This window comes from Marinifilum sp. RC60d5 (genome assembly GCF_052400665.1).
Taxonomy (GTDB): domain Bacteria; phylum Bacteroidota; class Bacteroidia; order Bacteroidales; family Marinifilaceae; genus JBQTGK01.
In genome coordinates, this window is record NZ_JBQTGK010000012.1 from 66,880 (window position 1) to 88,293 (window position 21,414).

General features: G+C 36.0%; 12 protein-coding genes. 1 reads left to right on the forward strand and 11 read right to left on the reverse strand.

Features of this window, described 5'->3' with window-relative positions; translation table 11 throughout:
* Window position 1 precedes the first annotated feature (1 nt).
* The 11 genes from ACT3CE_RS16935 to ACT3CE_RS16985 all read right to left on the reverse strand — a co-directional run bounded on the left by ACT3CE_RS16935 (window position 2) and on the right by ACT3CE_RS16985 (window position 19,732).
* Window positions 2–6,847, reverse strand: a complete 6,846-nt coding sequence (locus ACT3CE_RS16935) for a T9SS type B sorting domain-containing protein (RefSeq protein ID WP_444710960.1) — start codon at window positions 6,845–6,847, stop codon at window positions 2–4.
* A gap of 558 nt (window positions 6,848–7,405) precedes the next feature.
* Complete coding sequence (locus ACT3CE_RS16940) at window positions 7,406–7,810, reverse strand: acyl-CoA thioesterase (RefSeq protein ID WP_444710961.1); 405 nt, start codon at window positions 7,808–7,810, stop codon at window positions 7,406–7,408.
* A 128-nt stretch (window positions 7,811–7,938) separates the two neighbouring features.
* Entirely contained in the window at window positions 7,939–11,181 is a 3,243-nt protein-coding gene (carB, locus tag ACT3CE_RS16945) for a carbamoyl-phosphate synthase (glutamine-hydrolyzing) large subunit (RefSeq protein WP_444710962.1), read from the reverse strand.
* Window positions 11,182–11,279: 98 nt separating this feature from the next.
* Window positions 11,280–12,362, reverse strand: coding sequence for a glutamine-hydrolyzing carbamoyl-phosphate synthase small subunit (carA, locus tag ACT3CE_RS16950; protein ID WP_444710963.1), 1,083 nt, complete (start codon window positions 12,360–12,362; stop codon window positions 11,280–11,282).
* An 89-nt stretch (window positions 12,363–12,451) separates the two neighbouring features.
* Entirely contained in the window at window positions 12,452–13,789 is a 1,338-nt protein-coding gene (argH, locus tag ACT3CE_RS16955) for an argininosuccinate lyase (protein WP_444710964.1), read from the reverse strand.
* 154 nt (window positions 13,790–13,943) lie between these two features.
* Window positions 13,944–15,014 carry a M20 family metallo-hydrolase gene (locus ACT3CE_RS16960; protein ID WP_444710965.1) on the reverse strand — a complete coding sequence of 357 codons (1,071 nt, stop codon included), beginning with the start codon at window positions 15,012–15,014 and terminating at the stop codon, window positions 13,944–13,946.
* A 3-nt stretch (window positions 15,015–15,017) separates the two neighbouring features.
* Complete coding sequence (gene argB / locus ACT3CE_RS16965; protein WP_444710966.1) at window positions 15,018–15,797, reverse strand: acetylglutamate kinase; 780 nt, start codon at window positions 15,795–15,797, stop codon at window positions 15,018–15,020.
* A 3-nt stretch (window positions 15,798–15,800) separates the two neighbouring features.
* On the reverse strand, window positions 15,801–16,928 hold the full coding sequence (locus ACT3CE_RS16970; protein WP_444710967.1) for an aspartate aminotransferase family protein: 1,128 nt from the start codon (window positions 16,926–16,928) through the stop codon (window positions 15,801–15,803).
* Window positions 16,929–16,939: 11 nt separating this feature from the next.
* On the reverse strand, window positions 16,940–17,905 hold the full coding sequence (gene argC, locus ACT3CE_RS16975; RefSeq protein ID WP_444710968.1) for an N-acetyl-gamma-glutamyl-phosphate reductase: 966 nt from the start codon (window positions 17,903–17,905) through the stop codon (window positions 16,940–16,942).
* 1 nt (window position 17,906) lies between these two features.
* Entirely contained in the window at window positions 17,907–19,106 is a 1,200-nt protein-coding gene (locus ACT3CE_RS16980) for an argininosuccinate synthase (protein ID WP_444710969.1), read from the reverse strand.
* A gap of 35 nt (window positions 19,107–19,141) precedes the next feature.
* A complete protein-coding gene (locus ACT3CE_RS16985; protein ID WP_444710970.1) occupies window positions 19,142–19,732 on the reverse strand; it encodes a GNAT family N-acetyltransferase in 591 nt (196 codons plus the stop codon).
* Between the two features lie 1,023 nt (window positions 19,733–20,755).
* Between ACT3CE_RS16985 and ACT3CE_RS16990 the strand changes: the two genes are divergently transcribed.
* Window positions 20,756–21,028, forward strand: coding sequence for a hypothetical protein (locus tag ACT3CE_RS16990; protein WP_444710971.1), 273 nt, complete (start codon window positions 20,756–20,758; stop codon window positions 21,026–21,028).
* Window positions 21,029–21,414: the final 386 nt, after the last annotated feature.

Consider the following 21,414-nt stretch of genomic DNA (forward strand, 5'->3'; position numbering starts at 1 on the left):
ATTATTTTTTTATTACAACACTACCCTTATATACTTTTCCTGATTCTAGACGAACAACATAAAAATATGTATCCATCATAAGTTGTTTTCCATCTTTAGTAGTACCATTCCAATCATTTTTATAATCTAAGTTTTTATATACCTCCAAGCCCGATCTATTAAAAACCATAAACTCAATATTTTCTATTAGCTGAATTCCCCGAATTACAAAAAAATCATTTTTCCCATCTCCATTAGGAGTAATTACCTGTGGAATAAACAATCCATCTATATATACACTGATTTCATCTGAATCTTCACAAATATAATTTTGTTCAGTCCACAATAATATATTTTTACCAATACTAAAATTTTGAGCATAAGTTTCAGATGACAGATAATTATCTATATCTGCATGACCAGATATTATTGTCCATTCTCCTTGGCCCATGGTTGATAAAGTGGACTGAAGTTTCACTCTTTCAGAAAAATCCAGAAAAATATCATCTCCTGCATTTGCTACTGGCTGTTCATAAAAACTTAGATTGTAAAGACATAGAGAAGAGCAATGCTCGTTCTGTTCCTCCCAGGAAATATTATATTCCCCAGGCTTATCAACCTTTATTGTAACATTCCTTGAGGTATTATCGGGTAAATATTCTACGTTTCCATCTCCTGAAATTAAAGACCATTGTCCTGAAAGTTTAGAATACGGAATATTCAAGTTTATCTCCGCTCCACAAATCTCCATACTTACCGATTCACAACTTATTGGGGCATCATAAAAAGAAATACTTACAACATCTGAATTCGAACATGTTCCTGCTACTTCTGTCCAGGTGAATTCGTAAGTATCTGCTTCACTCACCTCTACGGTAGCATTTGGATCATTCTCGTTTGGAGTAAATGTAGCCGTTCCAGAGCCTGCTGTTTTGGTCCATGTTCCTGTACCTATGCTTGCACTGGCGGCTAAATCATAAACTAAACCACAAATGGCATCATCTGAACCCGCATTGGCAGTTGGAACGGAATTAAAAGTAATCGTCACCGCATCTGAATCAGAACAAGTTCCTGCTACTTCTGTCCAGGTGAATTCGTAAGTATCTTCTGTGCTTACTTCTACTGTAGCATTTGGATCGTTAATATCGGGAGTAAATGTAGCTGTTCCAGAACCTGCTATTTTGGTCCATGTTCCTGTACCTATACTTGGAATGGCGGCTAAATCATAAACTAAACCACAGACTGCATCGTCTGAACCTGCATCGGCAGTTGGAATTGGATTGAAAGTAATCGTCACCGCATCTGAATCAGAACAAGTTCCTTCTATTTCTGTCCAGGTGAATTCGTAAGTATCTTCAGTACTAACATTTACTGTTGCGTTTGGATCGTTAATATCGGGAGTAAAGCTTGCCGTTCCAGAGCCTGCTGTTTTGGTCCATGTTCCTGTGCCTATACTTGGAATGGCAGATAAATCATAAACTAAACCACAAATGGCATCGTCTGAACCTGCATCGGCAGTTGGAATTGGATTGAAAGTAATCGTCACCGCATCTGAATCAATGCATGTCCCTGCCACTTCTGTCCAGGTAAATTCGTAAGTATCTTCAGTACTAACATTTACTGTTGCGTTTGGATCATTCTCGTTTGGGGTAAATGTAGCCGTCCCAGAACCTGATGTTTTGGTCCAAGTTCCTGTGCCTATGCTTGGAATGGCAGATAAATCATAAACTAAACCACAGACTGCATCGTCTGAACCTGCATTGGCTTCAGGTAATGGATTGAAAGTAATCGTCACCGCATCTGAATCCGAACAAGTTCCTGCAACTTCGGTCCAGGTGAATTCGTAAGTATCTTCCGTGCTTACTTCTACTGTAGCATTTGGATCATTCTCGTTTGGAGTAAATGTAGCCGTTCCAGAACCTGATGTTTTGGTCCATGTTCCTGTGCCTATACTTGGAATGGCAGATAAATCATAAACTAAACCACAAATGGCATCGTCTGAACCTGCATCGGCAGTTGGAATTGGATTGAAAGTAATCGTCACCGCATCTGAATCCGAACAAGTTCCTACAACTTCGGTCCAGGTGAATTCGTAAGTATCTTCAACGCTTACTTCTACTGTAGCATTGGGATCGCTGGCATTGGGTACAAATGTTGCTATGCCAGAACCTGATGTTTTGGTCCATGTTCCTGTGCCTATACTTGGAATGGCGGCTAAATCATAAACTAAACCACAAATGGCATCATCTGAACCCGCATTGGCTTCAGGTAATGGATTGAAAGTAATCGTCACCGCATCTGAATCCGAACAAGTTCCTGCAACTTCGGTCCAGGTGAATTCGTAAGTATCTTCAGTACTAACATTTACTGTTGCATTTGGATCATTAATATCGGTAAAGGTTGCCGTTCCCGAACCTGAGGTTTTGGTCCATGTTCCTGTACCTATGCTTGGAATGGCAGATAAATCATAAACTAAACCACAGACTGCATCGTCTGAACCTGCATCGGCAGTTGGAATTGGATTGAAAGTAATCGTCACCGCATCTGAATCAGAACAAGTTCCTGCTACTTCTGTCCAGGTAAATTCGTAAGTATCTTCAGTACTAACATTTACTGTTGCATTTGGATCATTCTCGTTCGGAGTAAATGTAGCCATCCCAGAACCTACAATTTTGGTCCATGTTCCTGTACCTATGCTTGGAATGGCGGCTAAATCGTAAGATAAACCACAGATTGCATCATCTGAACCTGCATTAGCTTCAGGAGATGGCTTGAAAGTAATAGTTACCGCATCAGAATCCGAACAAGTTCCTTCTATTTCTGTCCAGGTGAATTCGTAAGTATCTTCAGTGCTTACTTCTACTCTGGCATTTGGATCATTTTCGTTTGGAGTAAATGTAGCCATTCCAGAACCTGCAATTTTGGTCCATGTTCCTGTACCTATGCTTGGAATGGCAGATAAATCATAAACTAAACCACAGACTGCATCGTCTGAACCTGCATCGGCAGTTGGAATTGGATTGAAAGTAATCGTCACCGCATCTGAATCCGAACAAGTTCCTGCTACTTCGGTCCAGGTGAATTCGTAAGTATCTTCAGTACTAACATTTACTGTTGCATTTGGATCATTCTCGTTCGGAGTAAATGTAGCCGTTCCAGAGCCTGCTGTTTTGGTCCATGTTCCTGTGCCTATGCTTGGAATGGCAGATAAATCATAAATTAAACCACAAATGGCATCGTCTGAACCCGCATTGGCTTCAGGTGATGGATTGAAAGTAATCGTCACCGCATCTGAATTCGAACATGTTCCTACAACTTCGGTCCAGGTGAATTCGTAAGTATCTTCCGTGCTTACTTCTACTGTAGCATTTGGATCGTTAATATCGGGAGTAAAGCTTGCCGTTCCAGAACCTGCTATTTTGGTCCATGTTCCTGTACCTATGCTTGGAATGGCGGCTAAATCATAAACTAAACCACAAATGGCATCATCTGAACCTGCATCGGCAGTTGGAATTGGATTGAAAGTAATCGTCACCGCATCTGAATCAGAACAAGTTCCTTCTATTTCTGTCCAGGTGAATTCGTAAGTATCTGCTTCACTCACCTTTACGGTAGCATTGGGATCGTTGGCATTGGGTATAAATGTTGCTATGCCCGAACCTGATGTTTTGGTCCATGTTCCTGTGCCTATGCTTAGAATGGCGGCTAAATCATAAACTAAACCACAAATGGCATCATCTGAACCTGCATCGGCAGTTGGAATTGGATTGAAAGTAATCGTCACCGCATCTGAATCAGAACAAGTTCCTGCAACTTCTGTCCAGGTGAATTCGTAAGTATCTTCAGTGCTTACTTCTACTCTGGCATTTGGATCGTTAATATCAGGAGTAAAGCTTGCCGTTCCAGAACCTGATGTTTTGGTCCATGTTCCTGTGCCTATGCTTGGAATGGCGGCTAAATCATAAACTAAACCACAAATGGCATCATCTGAACCTGCATCGGCAGTTGGAATTGGATTGAAAGTAATCGTCACCGCATCTGAATCAGAACAAGTTCCTGCAACTTCTGTCCAGGTGAATTCGTAAGTATCTTCAGTGCTTACTTCTACTGTAGCATTTGGATCGTTAATATCAGGAGTAAAGCTTGCCGTTCCAGAACCTGATGTTTTGGTCCATGTTCCTGTGCCTATGCTTGGAATGGCAGATAAATCATAAACTAAACCACAAATGGCATCGTCTGAACCTGCATCGGCAGTTGGAATTGGATTGAAAGTAATCGTCACCGCATCTGAATCAGAACAAGTTCCTGCTATTTCTGTCCAGGTGAATTCGTAAGTATCTTCTGTGCTTACTTCTACTGTAGCATTTGGATCATTCATGTTCGGAGTAAATGTAGTCGTCCCAGAACCTGATGTTTTGGTCCATGTTCCTGTGCCTATACTTGGAATGGCGGCTAAATCATAAACTAAACCACAAATGGCATCATCTGAACCCGCATTGGCTTCAGGTAATGGATTGAAAGTAATCGTCACCGCATCTGAATCCGAACAAGTTCCTTCTATTTCTGTCCAGGTGAATTCGTAAGTATCTTCAGTACTAACATTTACTGTTGCATTTGGATCATTCTCGTTCGGAGTAAATGTAGCCGTTCCCGAACCTGAGGTTTTGGTCCATGTTCCTGTGCCTATACTTGGAATGGCGGCTAAATCATAAACTAAACCACAAATGGCATCATCTGAACCCGCATTGGCTTCAGGTAATGGATTGAAAGTAATCGTCACCGCATCTGAATCAGAACAAGTTCCTGCTACTTCGGTCCAGGTAAATTCGTAAGTATCTTCAGTACTAACATTTACTGTTGCATTTGGATCGTTAATATCGGGAGTAAAGCTTGCCGTTCCCGAACCTGAGGTTTTGGTCCATGTTCCTGTGCCTATGCTTGGAATGGCGGCTAAATCATAAACTAAACCACAAATGGCATCATCTGAACCTGCATTAGCTTCAGGAGATGGCTTGAAAGTAATCGTCACCGCATCTGAATCAGAACAAGTTCCTGCTACTTCGGTCCAGGTAAATTCGTAAGTATCTTCAGTACTAACATTTACTGTTGCATTTGGATCGTTAATATCGGGAGTAAAGCTTGCCGTTCCCGAACCTGAGGTTTTGGTCCAAGTTCCTGTACCTATGCTTGCATTGGCAGATAAATCATAAACTAAACCACAGATTGCATCATCTGAACCTGCATCGGCAGTTGGATTTGGATTGAAAGTAATCGTCACCGCATCTGAATCCGAACAAGTTCCTGCAACTTCGGTCCAAGTGAATTCGTAAGTATCTGCTTCACTCACCTCTACGGTAGCATTTGGATTATTCTCGTTTGGAGTAAATGTAGCCGTTCCAGAGCCTGATGTTTTGGTCCATGTTCCTGTACCTATGCTTGCACTGGCAGATAAATCATAAACTAAACCACAGATTGCATCGTCTGAACCTGCATTAGCTTCAGGAGATGGCTTGAAAGTAATAGTTACCGCATCAGAATCCGAACAAGTTCCTTCTATTTCTGTCCAGGTAAATTCGTAAGTATCTTCAGTGCTTACTTCTACTATAGCATTTGGATCATTCTCGTTCGGAGTAAATGTAGCCGTCCCAGAACCTGCTGTTTTGGTCCATGTTCCTGTGCCTACACTTGCTACAGCTTCCAACTCAAATTCCAGACCACAAATCTCTTTATCAGAACCTGCATTAGCATCTGGCTGTTGATAAAAGCTAATTGTTATATTATCTTTATCGATACAGGCATCTGTTTGTTCCATCCACTCTAACTCATAAACATCATATATGTCTACTGTAAGTTTAGCATTAGGATCATTAACATTGGGACTAAACGTAGCAGTTCCTGCCCCACTAAGCTTACTCCATGTTCCACTTCCGGTACTAGATGTAGCAGCCAACTGATATTCTAATAAGTCACAAGTACTTCCATCGGGACCTGCATTTACATTGGGCTGTTTATAGAAATTAACTTCTACATCATCTGTATCTGAACAAGTTCCATTTTCCTCAGTCCATCTAAATACATAAGTACCTAAGAGATCAACTGTAACTCTAGACTCCGGATCATTTTTGTCATCAAACACAACATTACCAGGTCCACTTACTTTTGACCACGTTCCTACTCCTACACTTGGGTAAGCTTCTAGTAAAGAGTATGTGAAAGAACAAGAATTTCCTCCCGCACCTGCATCAGCTATGGGTTGCTCCCACACGGTCAACTTCATACTATCTATATAATTTTCAGACAAAAGTGAACCTGTCCCATAGACCGTTTTTGTCAAAACAATCTTTGTTCCCTCATCATTTTCTCCAATATTATAAGTTGGATTATCTATGGTAGCATCATCAAAATAACCATCACCCGAGGATGTCCATGAAATTGAATCAACATATGCAGATGTACTTCCTGTAATAGTATAACTTACTTCGGAGCTACACACCTCTCCATCTAATCCTGCAGTACAAAATGGAGGTAAAGGTACATCCATTCTTACATTTGGTGAATCTGTATTAGCATCAGATAAATCATCGAAAAACAATTCTGAAAAATAGCTAAATTTATTCTCTTCGAAAAAATCAAATTCTAACTTACTTACGGAATTCTTTTTTACATATCTATATGTAGAAATTTCGGTATCGCTCACATCTACTTTTTCAAAATCTACATTTTGATTTGAGCCATAAATAAATATATCACTAATAACTTCCGGAGCATGATATCCAACAAAATTAAGCCACATCTGATAAGGAGATAAAAACAACAGACAAAAAGGCAAAATCAGACTGGGAACTAGTGCATATAATTTTTTATTCATACCAAGCCATCAATTAATTTAATCAATAATACAGCGCAATTTTAAAGACAAATAAAATCATATTTTGTGTATATTATTTTATCGTATTATTGCTTAGGTTAGACACAAGTATCGATTTTATATGCTAACTAAGATAAGAATAAACTTTAAGAACCTGTATTCATATTTTCTATAAAATTATATTTATTAAAAAATAATTAATTTTTAATAAAAATTAATTATCTCATTTGTTATTCTATAAAAATTTTATACTTTTGCGCCCGATTAAAGCTCAAACACATCTATAAAAATCTATTATCGCAAGATAATCAGATCTTTACACAAATGAAAATTGGGGGATTTTCATAAAGTGAGCTTTTTAGTTAGTTGGTTAATGGTTAGGTGAAAATGGCTGAATTACTCAGCCATTTTTCTTTTTTATAGCTTTATCCCCTATTTCACCTTTTCTTTTGGATTTTATATACAGCTTACAAAAAATACCATAAAGATGTAATGCACTGCATTAATAAGATAAATTAACAGTAAAACCCTTATTTATCAATATCTGAAACTTAGATTTCAGTTCAAATACCCTTTAAATAAATCGTCAAAAATCTCTCCTTTTGTCAGCTTCCCGTTGATTAAACTAATGACAAAAACTTTTCCTTTTGCGCAAAGTTTATTATCTGATATCCTATAAATATCTTCATTAAAAACCAACTTTAAACCTTCGCGTTTTATATTCACACGAACCTCAAACTCATCGCCACTTGTTAAAGAGGTTTTATAATCAATCTCAATGCGCGACACCATTGCATCAATTCCTTTTTCGTGCAATTGCTTAAAATTACCTCCAATCGATTCCAGAAATTCATGTCGTGCATGTTCCAGATAATTTTGATATACCGAATTATTTACAACTCCCTGAATATCGCATTCGTAATCTCTTACTTTTAAAGTTAAAGTATAAATATATTTTTTCATTTGATGTTTATTATAAAAGCTTAAAGCTAATAATTATTGGAATATCTTATGTAAGCATTTATTAAAAACAAAAACCTGTCAGAAATAACTCCTGACAGGTTTAGTATTAATAAATTACTTAAAATATTCTACCACTCCTGTTTTTTACCTGTATAATCGCTAAAACTTTCGATACCAAGATCGGCTTGTGATTTTTTACAAATAGAATAAATAAAAGCACTTGCCAAACGAGCATTAGTAACCAATGGTACGTTTAAATCAATTGCTGTTCTCCTAATCTGATAATCGTTATTCAATTCCGATTTACTTAAATTTTTAGGTATGTTTACCACGAAATCCACTTCACGATCGCGAATTAACTGAACAGCATTTTTCTGATCATCTTCATCGGGCCAGGCAACACTTTCAATGTTCACCCCATTTTCGCCTAAAAATTTTGCAGTACCTCTTGTTCCATAGAGTTTATAGCCACGTTCTTCAAGCATTTTTGAACTTTTTAATAGTTCCAGCTTAGAGCGAATAGGACCACTACTAATGAGTACAGCCTTCTTCGGGATACGATAACCAACTGATATCATAGCTTTTAATATAGCATCGTAATAATCGGCTCCTAAACAGCCAACTTCACCTGTTGAAGACATATCTACACCCAATACAGGATCAGCTTTTGATAATCTGGAGAAAGAAAATTGCGAAGCTTTAACTCCAATATGCTCCAATTCAAACATGGATGGACGATTGGCTGGAATATGAACATCAAGCATTGCCTGAGTAGCCGTTTCCACAAAATTAAAGTCCATTACTTTAGAAACAAATGGAAAACTACGGCTGGCACGAAGATTACATTCGATAACCTTAATATCGTTATCTTTGGCCAGCAACTGCATATTAAATGGTCCGGTAATGTTTAAAGATTTCGCAATTTTACCCGCAATTTTTCTAATTCGTCGAATGGTTTCAAAATACAGTTTTTGAGGTGGAAATACCAAGGTAGCATCACCAGAGTGAACACCTGCAAACTCAACATGTTCAGAGATTGCATCAATCACAATTTCTCCATTCTTAGCTACTCCATCGAACTCAATTTCCTTGGCTTCCTGAATAAATTCACTTACCACCACAGGATATTGCTTAGAAACCTGAGCTGCTAACTCAAGAAAATGCCCAAGCTCATCATGATTCGACACAACATTCATAGCAGCTCCCGAAAGCACATAGCTAGGACGTATTAATACCGGAAATCCAACTTCAGCAATAAAATCGTTTATAGCATCTTTACTTGTCAATTCTTTCCATCTTGGCTGATCTATTTTCAAATCATCAAGCATGGATGAGAATGTTTGTCGATTTTCTGCTCTATCAATTGATTCTGGCGATGTTCCCAAAACATTAACACCAGCTTTGTGCAAACGCATTGATAAGTTCTGTGGAATTTGACCTCCAACTGAAACAATTACACCTCGTGGCGATTCTAAATCAATAATATCCAATACTCTTTCGAAGGATAATTCATCAAAATACAAACGATCACACACATCATAATCGGTACTTACGGTCTCTGGATTGTAATTTATCATTACAGAACGCAAACCTTCTTTATTTACTGCGTTTAGTGCATTTACACTACACCAATCGAACTCTACAGAAGAACCAATGCGATATGCGCCTGACCCAAGAACTATAACAGATTTATTATCACCCTTATAGGTGATATCATTTTCATCACCACTATAGGTGATATAAATATAATTTGTTTGTGCAGGATATTCGGCCGCCAAAGTATCAATTTGCTTTACAACAGGAACAACACCTTTCTCTTTACGATAATTTCTTACCTGCAAAAGTTCATCTTCCATGTCTGTATTTTCTGGCTTCAAGACAAAACGAGCCAACTGAAAATCAGAGAATCCATACACTTTAGCAGCTTTAAGTAATTCATCAGGTAATGATTGTAAACAATTATACTCCTGCAAATTCCACTTTATTTTAGTGATATGTTCCAGCTTACTTAAAAACCACTTGTCAATTTTAGTTAGATCATGAACTTTATCAATAGAATAAGCTTTTTCAAATGCCTGAGCAATAGAAAAAATACGCATATCGGTTGGATGGGATAATTCACGATCTATATCTTCAAATTTAGAATGTACATTTCCTACAAAACCGTGCATTCCCTGTCCAATCATACGAAGACCTTTTTGAATAGCTTCCTCGAAGTTACGACCTATAGCCATTACTTCACCAACCGATTTCATGCTTGAACCAATCTCCTTGGTTACACCTTCGAATTTATTTAAATCCCAACGAGGTATTTTACAAACCACATAATCGAGAGCAGGCTCGAAACAAGCCGTTGTTGTTTGAGTTACGGTATTTTTTAATTCATGTAAAGCATATCCTAAACCTAACTTAGCAGCCACAAAAGCCAATGGATATCCGGTAGCCTTAGAAGCCAAAGCTGATGATCGTGAAAGACGAGCATTTACTTCAATAACACGGTAATCTTCGGAATTTGGATCTAATGCATACTGCACATTACATTCTCCCACAACTCCCATGTGGCGAATAATTTTAATTGCCAAAGATCTCAGTTTATGATATTCCGAATTAGTTAATGTTTGTGAAGGTGCAATTACAATACTCTCTCCGGTATGAATTCCAAGTGGATCGAAATTTTCCATATTACAAACCGTAATACAGTTGTCGTAAGCATCACGGACTACTTCATATTCTACCTCTTTCCAACCTTTTAAAGATTCCTCAACCAAAATCTGGCTAGAGTAAGATAAAGCGTTTTCAGCCAGGCTCCTTAATTCTTCCATATTTGAACAGAAACCAGAACCTTGTCCTCCTAAGGTAAAAGCTGCACGAACAATAATCGGGAAACCTAATTTTTCTGCAGCCTCAAGAGCTCCGCCTATTGATTCTACCGCATAAGATTGCGGAGTTTTCACATCAATTTTACGCAATTCATTTGCAAAAATTTCTCTATCCTCAGTTTTTATAATCGTTTCGATAGGTGTACCTAAAACCTGAATATTGTATTTTTCAAATATGCCATTTTCGAACAATTCTATACCACAATTTAATGCAGTTTGCCCACCAAAAGCCAATAATATTCCATCAGGTTTTTCTTTTAAAATAACCTCCTCTACAAAAAAAGGAGTAACCGGCAAAAAATAAATCTGATCGGCAACTCCCTTTGAAGTTTGTACGGTAGCAATATTAGGATTAATTAAAACGGTATGAATACCTTCTTCTTTCATGGCTTTCAGGGCTTGAGATCCTGAATAATCGAATTCTCCTGCTTCACCAATTTTAAGTGCTCCTGAACCTAATACAAGTACTTTCTTTATGTTGTCTTTCTTCATTTTTATTCGAATGAATGTGTTAATGTGTGAATGAGCTAATGTGATTTTAGGACAAAAGCCTCAATTCATAATTATTAATTCTTATACCTTTCCCTCATTTATCTCTGATGTTTTACCATCATCTCAATAAAATCATCGAAAAGAAATTCAGTATCAGTAGGTCCACTAGAAGCTTCAGGGTGAAATTGAGAAGCGAAAAATGGCTTGGAAACATGTTTAATACCTTCGCATGTATTGTCGTTGGCATTAATAAACAATGGTTCCCACTCTTTTGGTAATGTATCATGGTTTATTGCATATCCATGATTTTGAGAAGTTATAAAACAACGCTTGGTTCCTTGTGAAACAACAGGCTGATTATGACTTCTATGTCCGTATTTTAATTTGTAAGTATCTGCTCCAGCTGCAAGAGCCATTAGTTGAGTTCCCAAACAAATTCCCATAATTGGAATGTCTTTATTAAAAACTTTTTGCAGATTTTTAATGGCTGCAATATTCTGTTTAGGATCTCCTGGCCCGTTAGAAATAAACAAACCATCGTATTCTTCATTAGTAAAATCATAATCATGAGGAACACGGATCACAGTGGTATCTCGTTTAAGCAAACAACGAATTATGTTGTTTTTAACTCCACAATCCAGTAGTAAAACTTTATGTTTTCCATTACCGTAAACAATTTTTTCAGGCGTACTAACTTGTGCAACTAAATTTTCGAGGTTAGGATCTTTCCACTCAGGGTCATTTCCTTCAAAAACTATTTTAGCAAGCATACTTCCCTGCTCTCTAAGTTTTTTTGTTAAAGCCCGAGTATCAACCCCATAAATTCCGGGAATTTTATGTTGTTTCATCCAATCGGCAAGACTTAAACTTGCATTCCAGTGACTAAATTCTTCGGTGTAATCGGAAACAACAAAGGCCGATACCTGAATTTTTTCAGACTCATAAAAACGGAATAGATCATCCTCCTGCAGTGTTCCAGGAACTCCGTAATTTCCAATTAAAGGGAAAGTACTCACCAAAATTTGTCCTTTGTAGGAAGGATCGGTTAAACTTTCCGGATATCCAGTCATTGCGGTGTTAAACACCATTTCTCCAGCAATGGAATCTTCATATCCGAAGGACGTTCCGATGTATTCCGACCCATCTTTTAAAATTAATTTCGCTTTTGTCTGTTGTGACATAAAAGTGTTATAAAATGGTTTAAAATTATTTTTAATTAGTGATTTATGAATTCGTGAAATTGTATTTCACAAACTCAATATTCAGTAAATTAGATTCTATTTAATAAATTCATATATGCTTCTTTTGTTTTGTGAAAATTGAATGCTACGAAGGTTTCATTCATTTTGCAAACAATTTTATCGTTACACAAATTACCAATACTTCCCTCATGAACATGTTTCACTTCGCCATCGTATTTAAATTCTCCTGCTTCCACTGTTTGTCCTACTTTTTTATAGGCATCACGAAAAGGAACACCTTCAACAACCATTTTGTTTACTTCCTCCACAGTAAATAAATATTTGTAACGATCATCCTTCAAAATATCTTCGCTTACTTTAACTTCTGATAACATGATTCTTGTTAACTCCAGGCAGGATAACATTTTATCGAATGATGGCATAAAAAATTCTTTGGTTAACTGATAATCTCTGTGATATCCCGATGGAAGATTAGAGGTAACCGCCTGAATTTGTGCAGGCAACATTTGCAATGCATTCGCTCGTGCACGAATTAATTCAAAAACATCCGGATTCTTTTTATGTGGCATAATGCTACTCCCTGTTGTAAACTCATCGGGGAAACTAAAAAAGTTAAAATTCTGACTATTGTATAAACATGCATCCATAGAGAGTTTTGCAATTGTCATGGCCATATTTGCCAATGCTGAAAGAACCGTGAATTCCATTTTTCCACGCCCCATCTGTGCATATACAACATTATAACTTAGATTATCAAATCCGAGTAAATCGCTAGTCATTTGTCTATTTAGAGGAAAAGAAGAACCATAACCGGCTCCCGAGCCCAAAGGGTTTTGATTCACCACCTTATATGCAGACTGCAATACAAGCAAATCATCCGTAAGACTTTCGGCATAAGCGCCAAACCATAATCCAAAAGAAGATGGCATAGCAACCTGTAAGTGTGTGTATCCAGGAATTAACACGTCTTTATACTGGTTACTTTTAGCAATTAATTCGTCGAATAGCAATCTTGCTTCGCGAACTATTTCCTCTAATTTATTTCTGGTAAATAGTTTTAGATCTAAAAGAACCTGATCATTTCTTGATCTTCCACTATGAATTTTTTTTCCAATATCTCCTAAGGACTGAGTTAACAAAAATTCAATTTGAGAATGAACATCTTCAATACCATCTTCAATCACGAAAGCATCGTTTTTAATTGAAGAGTAAATTTTTCTAAGTGCTTCCTGAATTTGTTTCAATTCATTTTTTTCCAGCAATCCGATGGACTCAAGCATTTCGATATGTGCTAAAGATCCCAATACGTCGAATGCTGCCAGTTGCAGGTCTAACTCACGATCCTGACCAACTGTAAATTGTTCGATTTTTTTGTCAACTTTTACACCTTTGTCCCAAAGTTTCATATTTAATATTTTAGTTTGTTATTTAAGTTTCCTTTGATTTCAATTAAGCATAAATAATAAGATTTACAGTAATTATATTTACAACTACTTTTTAACAGAATCAAAATAGTTTATTTCGAAATATTACACTAACAAATACATAATAAGTCGATTATTATATTTTCAATCCATTCAACAAGTTATAATATTTTTTTATACCATCCCCAATTTCCTTTACATATATAAACTCATTAGCAGTATGTGATCTTGCCGAATCTCCTGGTCCTAATTTAAGAGTAGGAAAACCTTTCATAATGGCCTGATCGGATGTTGTTGGCGAACCGTAATAGTTCATATTTAAACTTAAACCTGCCTGTACCAAAGGATGCTCAAGTGGAATACCTGAAGAATTCATTCTAAACGAACGTGCTTTCACTTCACTTTTAAGATTCTTTTTTATAATTTCAAAAGCCTTCTCATTCTTATAGTGTTCGTTGGTTCTAACATCAAGAACAAATTTACAGGATGCAGGAATTACATTATGCTGTTTACCCGCATTAATCTGGGTAACCGTCATTTTTACCGGTCCAAGTATTTCCGATTCCTTATCGAACTGATAGGTATGCAAGAATTTTATATCTTCCATGGCAATATCAATGGCATTTAAACCTTCATTTCTGGCTGCATGCCCGGGAACACCTATTGCCTCACAATCTATAACCATTAGACCTTTTTCGGCAATTGCCATGTCCATAAGCGTTGGTTCCCCAACAATTCCTACATCTATTTTACCTATTTCGTTTTGCACCAGTTCAAAACCATTTTTACCAGATATTTCTTCTTCGGCCGAAGCGCAAAACACACGATTATAATCCTGTTTTGTATTTTCAAGTGCAAGAAAAGTTGCCATAAGAGAAACCAAACATCCTCCGGCATCATTACTTCCTAATCCGTATAATTTATCATCTGATAGTTCAGGATTAAAAGGATCTTTTGTCCATTTCTCATTAGGCTTTACTGTATCCAAATGGGAGTTCATTAACAAAACAGGTTTTCCTTCCTCAAAATCGTGGTTAAACACCCAAACATTATTTCCTTTTCGATGTACCTTAAAACCAAAATCTTTCAATTTCTGCTCTATCAGATCAGCTACAGAATTTTCTTCCTTGCTATAAGATTGAATCGATATTAATTCTTTTAATGTGCTTAAAGCTAAGTCTGTATATTTTTGAAAATCCACTACCATAAATTAAGATTTAACAATTTGAGTTCCAGAAGACTGACAATTTTCCATAGACACAAAATTTCCAATTACAACTTCCTCAACACCTTGTGAAAGAGCATAAAAAGCATTTTCTGTTTTGGGCATCATACCTGTATTTATACTCCCATTTTCTATCATTTTAGAACATTCGTCGGATGTTAAAACCGGCAACACGCTACTTTCATCTTCGGCATCCATTAACACACCAAGCTTTTCGAAACTATAAACCAACTTTACCTTATAAAATTTGCTTAATGCAGCTGCTACTTCTGTTGCAATTGTATCGGCATTTGTATTTAATAGCTGACCTTTACCATCATGTGTAATTGGTGCAATTACCAATACAGAATTACACTCAATCATTTTGCACAAAGCCAATGTATTTACTTTGCTAACATCGCCTACATATCCATAATCGATGGTAGAATGATTTCTTTTCTCAGCAAGAATTAAATTCTGATCGGCACCACACATTCCATGGGCATTAACTCCTTTAGATTGGAGTGATGCAACAATATTTTTATTTACCAATCCGGCATAAACCATGGTTACTAATTTAAGATTTGCAGCATCGGTAATTCTTCTGCCATCAACCATTTTTGTTTTAACGCCTAATTCTCCCGCTAAATCGGATGCTACTTTTCCTCCGCCATGCACTAGCACAACCTTACCTCCTAAATTTGAAAAAGCATCTAGAAACTCATTCAATTTTTCTGGGTCATCAATTACATTTCCACCTATTTTAACAACGGTTAGTTCTATCATTATTTACGCAATTTGGGTTAGTTTATTAAATGCATTAATAAATTGGTCGGCCTCTTTCTTAGTTATGGATAGAGGTGGTAACAAACGAAGCGTGTTACTACCCGAAGAACCTGTAAAAATACCATATTCTTTAAGTAGTTTTGTTCTTGTTTCCGACATATCATCAATGTCGATACCAATCATTAATCCTTTCCCCCTTATTGCTTTTATCGCTTTATTGTCTTTTAATGCCGCAAACAAATAGTTCCCCATTTGTTCTGCATTATCAATTAATTTTTCTTCTTCAATGGTTTCTAAAACTGCTGTTGCTGCAGCACATGCCAGATGATTTCCACCAAAAGTTGTTCCCAGCATGCCTTTCCACGCTTTTACTTCCGGTGCAATTAATACTCCTCCAATTGGAAAACCATTCCCCATCCCTTTTGCTGTGGTAATTATATCGGGTTTAATATTGGCATACTGATGTGCAAAGAATTTTCCACTTCTTCCGAACCCCGATTGCACTTCATCCAATATTAGCAGTGCATCATTTTCTTTACACAGTGATTTAGCAGATTTCAAGAAATCAACCTTAGGCTCAAACACACCGTTTACACCCTGAACACCTTCAATAATAACAGCCGAAACATCTCCTTTTGCTAATTCATTGCTTAGCGATTTTGAATCATTCATATCGACAAAAACCACATCGTGTTTTGCATTAAACACCGAAGATAATTTCGGATTATCGGTTATGGCTAAGGCTCCTCCTGTTCTACCATGAAAAGCTCCTTTTACAGAGATTACTTTTGCTTTGTTATTGTGAAAGGAAGCAACTTTCAATGCATTTTCGTTGGCTTCGGCACCCGAGTTACACAAAAACAAATTGTAATCATCATATCCACTTAATTTGCCCAATTTACAGGCCAATCGTTCTTGTAAATCGTTTTTTACCGCATTAGAATAGAATCCAAGGCAATGCAATTGATTTTCAATTCTGAACATATAATGAGGATGACTGTGGCCTATAGAAATAACTCCATGTCCTCCGTAAAAATCCAGATATTCATTTCCTTTGTCATCAGAAAGTTTTGCTCCTTTGCCGGTAACAAGATTTATATTGTAACAACTATATACGTCAAATAATTTCATTTTTACTTCTTTTAAAATCCAATAGGCTTTAACCCTAATCCAGTATTTTCGGGTAAAGCAAACATTAAATTCATATTCTGCACAGCTTGTCCCGATGCACCTTTTAATAAATTATCTATTACAGATATCACCATTAGCTTATTGCCATGTTTTTCGAGATATAAAACACATTTATTAGTATTTACAACCTGTTTTACATCTGGCATTAGCTTAGAAATTGTTACAAAAGGATGATTTTCATAATAATCAGAATACTTTTCCCTGGCTTCCTCAATACTCCAATCGCATTGGGTATACATTGTTGCCATAATTCCACGACTAAAATTTCCACGAACAGGAATAAAATTAACTTGCTCTGAATAATCACCCTGTAACTGCAAAACTGTTTCTGTAATTTCTGCCAAATGCTGATGAGTAAATGCTTTATAAACCGAAACATTATTGTTTTTCCAACTAAAATGAGAAGTTACCGATGGATTTTGCCCTGCTCCTGTCGAACCTGTAATGGCTGTAACATGAATTTCTTCAGACAATTGTTTAACTGCAGCCAAAGGCAACAAAGCAAGTTCTATGCAAGTAGCAAAACACCCGGGATTTGCAATTCTGTTTGCTTTTTTAATTTTATCCTTATTTACTTCGGGCAAACCATATACAAAATTTTCACTGTTTGTTTGTGGCCTGTAATCAGTGCTTAAGTCAACAATTTTAAGTTTTGATGGCAAGTGATTCTTCTCAAGAAACAATTTTGTTTTCCCATGTCCCGAGCAAATAAAAATTACATCGGTATTCGAATAATCAGCGGCCCCGAAAATCAATTCGCTATCTCCCAATAAATCTCTATGAACATCGGTAATTGGATGTCCGGCATGACTGGTACTTTGAACAAAAGTAATTTCCACCTGTGGATGCCAAATTAGAATCCGTAGCAATTCACCAGCAGTATATCCTGCACCACCTATAATTCCAACTTTTATCATCCTATTTTTTATTTACGGTGTGGTAAATTTTTAATGAATTCGCTAAAATATTGGTAAAACCTTTTACATCATCTGCGGTCCATCCTTCGTTACTTTCACCATATTGCCCAAATAAATCAGACATTAAATCATTTGGCGATTCAATCCCTTCAACCTGAAAATATTTAGGACACATTTGAATGGTAACAGTTCCATTTACGTTTTTTTGTGTATCCACAAGAAAAGTTTCCATGTTTCTCATTACTGGCTCTAGATACTGAGCTTCATGCAGTAACATTCCATAAAAATTGGCAATTTGTTCTTTCCAATGCATTTGCCATTTGGTAAGTGTGTGTTTCTCCAGAGTCTGGTGAGCCTGAATAATCATTAAAGGAGCTGCTGCTTCGAAAGCTACCCTTCCTTTTGTACCAATAATTGTATCGCCAATATGCATATCTCTACCAATACCAAAAGCCGATCCTGCCTCCTCAATTTTTTTAATGGCCTCAAGAGGATGTGAAACTTTTTCGCCATTAACAGCAATTAGCTCTCCCTCTTTAAATTCAATGCTCAATTTCTCAGGTTCAGTTTTCACAACCTGTTTAGGATAGGCATCCTCTGGCAAAGGTAAGTTAGAACTTAAGGTTTCTTTTCCACCAATACTGGTTCCCCAAATTCCTGCATTAATAGAGTACTTCATTTTTTCGAAGTTGGCATTAATCCCATTCTCTTTCAGGTAATTAATTTCTGTTTCCCTGCTTAATTCTAAATCTCTTGTTGGGGTAATAATTTCGGCATTTGGTGCCATTATCTTGAAGATAAGATCAAATCTAATTTGATCGTTTCCAGCTCCTGTGCTACCATGAGCAATATAATCTGCACCAATCGAATGTGCATATTGTGCTATTGCCATTGCCTGAAATGCTCTTTCTGAGCTAACAGATAAAGGATAAGTATTGTTTTTTAAAACATTACCCATTATCATATACTTAATACATTTTTCGTAATATTCTTTAGTAATATCCAGCGAAACATGTTCAATTACTCCTAATTGTTTTGTTCTTTCTTCTATGTCGGCAAGTTCTTTCCCGCTAAAACCACCAGTATTTCCTAAAGCTGTGTACACATCCATGTTTAACTCCTTAGACAGATAAAGTGCACAATATGTTGTATCTAATCCTCCGCTATATGCTAAAACTACTTTTTTCTTATTAATTGTCATTGTATTTGATTTTTTTGTTGATTGATTCTGTTTGCTTACTTATTTTCCTTATTTGATTTTAGGCTGCCATTTTTACCCGGATCATATAACATACCCGTACAGAGGCACATTTTTCGTCCTGTTCGCTGCAGAATATCATAATTCACACAACTACTACAGCCTTTCCAAAACGATTCGTCGGCAGTTAGTTCCGAGAATGTTACAGGCCTATAACCTAAATCTGAATTGATTTTCATTACAGGAAGACTGGTGGTTAAACCGAAGATCTTAGCATTTGGATAACGCTTTCTCGATAAATTAAACGCCTCGGCTTTAATAGATTTAGCTAAACCTACTGCACGATAATCCGGATCAACAATAAGACCCGAATTGGCAACATACTTTCCATGTTCCCAGGTTTCTATATAGCAGAAACCAATTACTTTTTTATCGTCGAAAGCAATAACTGCTTTTCCTTCCTGTATTTTTTGTACGAGGTACAAAGGATTTCTTTTAGCAATACCAGTACCACGAATTTTCGCAGCACGCTCAATCATCTCACAAATTTCTGTAGCATAATCTACATGTCTTAAATCTGCAACAATGACATAAATTTTTTGCTCAACTTCCATTGATGTATCTATCATTTTAATTTACTGCTAGGTTTCCCAAAATAGTGCTACACCTGTAAGGCACAACCACTTGTTATTAATCTCTACAAAGAATTCTTCTTTTAGTTTGCTTTTGTATAGGCTTCGACAGTATCGTCGTCGAAAGTCTAAGGAGTTATTCAAATTCATAATTTTTTTTAAAAGTTTTCACACAAAAAAAGCCCACCGCAGGAACGGCAAGCTTAATTATTACTATTTAATATCTCGATACAAGATACAGTAAGCTCATCCGTCCCTCCTGGGTAACAGTTACTACGCAAATGGCGTCGGCTTTCTGTATGGATAATATTCTGCATTTTGTATTTTAAAATTCTTAGTTCAAAAAAAAGGCCTACCGTGAAAAAACGGTAAGCCTTTTAAATATTGTTATTAATCATTGATTACACGACAATACGACCTTTTCCGCTTCTCCCTTGGGTGCGCTAAATCTTCGTCGTCGTAAATAGTGTAAAATAATCATCTTGTACTCTTTAAAATTGTATTCAAAAAAAAGCTTTCCGATTAGGAAAGCCTGGAAAATCAATATACCAACACTTGTCCTTATTTGTTAGAATAAAGATCTGTTTCTGCGTCGTCTAATAATAACTAAATTTTCCATGCTTCTTTTTTTATTTCTGCTCTACAAAGATAAGAGCATTTATTTTAAATATCCTAATAAAAAAACAACTTTTTAATAAACCCATTAATTTATAAGGTTTGCATTGAAAATACATGTATTCCTAAATTTACACCTATCCTTTTATATGGGTCTTTACAAATTTAAGCTACTTTTCCTTTTAATTAAATAAAAGTATAATTTAAAAAAAAAATTGTTATTCCCTACTCATGCACTGCAAAATTGAGCGTAAAGTTATTTAGGATACATTAGTCTTTTTTATGCTAACAAAACAGTCTTAATTAATGATTTTTAACACTTTAAATGTTCTTTTTTAATAACCATTTCAAAATTATAGCGTAGAATCACTTTAGTATTAAAAATTTAAAAGAAATCAATTTATTATGGAGTTTAAAAAAATTGTTGGATTTGTGTTGTTTGGACTAGCTGTTATTACTTTTATTCTTACCCTTTCTCTCCCTTTTATAATTGCCGAAACAAATAAAGTTTTTCTATTTACAGCTTCGGTATATGTTCTTAATAAAATTTTCTTTTATTCTTCGCTTTATATTTTGGGAAAACAATTTATTACAAAAATAGGAAAATACCTTCCTCGATGGATTGAAAAACCCCTTTTAAAATTTCTTCGTGTACAAACTGTTGCTGATAGAAAGTAAATTGTTTCGTTAATCTGATACCTCTTACTATTTTATTGCTTCTTCATTTGTTTTCAGGTATGCAAGTAAATAATATCATATTATTATTCAATAATTAGATGTTCTAAGGTGCGTCATTCAATTTCTAAAAACGAACACTTTATAAACATAAGTTATAAGATATTATATTTTAACAATCAATAATAAAATTTCACATTCAAAGTATAATTGTCTGAAAATCACGAAAACCTTTGCATGAAAAAACATGATATTTTTCATACTTTTCAAACGTTTTCATTAATCAATTAAACAATAATATTTGTTTTTCTTCTTTTTTTTGATTTATATTTGTGGCAACGGATTAAACAAGCTGAAAATTTATCACTTCATTTTTTAGAATGTTTCTT

Excerpts from the sequence above, each read along its gene's own strand:
- ACT3CE_RS16935 (WP_444710960.1), bottom strand. The coding sequence starts at position 6,847 with ATGAATAAAAAATTATATGCACTAGTTCCCAGTCTGATTTTGCCTTTT.
- ACT3CE_RS16940 (WP_444710961.1), bottom strand. The coding sequence starts at position 7,810 with ATGAAAAAATATATTTATACTTTAACTTTAAAAGTAAGAGATTACGAA.
- carB (WP_444710962.1), bottom strand. The coding sequence starts at position 11,181 with ATGAAGAAAGACAACATAAAGAAAGTACTTGTATTAGGTTCAGGAGCA.
- carA (WP_444710963.1), bottom strand. The coding sequence starts at position 12,362 with ATGTCACAACAGACAAAAGCGAAATTAATTTTAAAAGATGGGTCGGAA.
- argH (WP_444710964.1), bottom strand. The coding sequence starts at position 13,789 with ATGAAACTTTGGGACAAAGGTGTAAAAGTTGACAAAAAAATCGAACAA.
- ACT3CE_RS16960 (WP_444710965.1), bottom strand. The coding sequence starts at position 15,014 with ATGGTAGTGGATTTTCAAAAATATACAGACTTAGCTTTAAGCACATTA.
- argB (WP_444710966.1), bottom strand. The coding sequence starts at position 15,797 with ATGATAGAACTAACCGTTGTTAAAATAGGTGGAAATGTAATTGATGAC.
- ACT3CE_RS16970 (WP_444710967.1), bottom strand. The coding sequence starts at position 16,928 with ATGAAATTATTTGACGTATATAGTTGTTACAATATAAATCTTGTTACC.
- argC (WP_444710968.1), bottom strand. The coding sequence starts at position 17,905 with ATGATAAAAGTTGGAATTATAGGTGGTGCAGGATATACTGCTGGTGAA.
- ACT3CE_RS16980 (WP_444710969.1), bottom strand. The coding sequence starts at position 19,106 with ATGACAATTAATAAGAAAAAAGTAGTTTTAGCATATAGCGGAGGATTA.
- ACT3CE_RS16985 (WP_444710970.1), bottom strand. The coding sequence starts at position 19,732 with ATGATAGATACATCAATGGAAGTTGAGCAAAAAATTTATGTCATTGTT.
- ACT3CE_RS16990 (WP_444710971.1), top strand. The coding sequence starts at position 20,756 with ATGGAGTTTAAAAAAATTGTTGGATTTGTGTTGTTTGGACTAGCTGTT.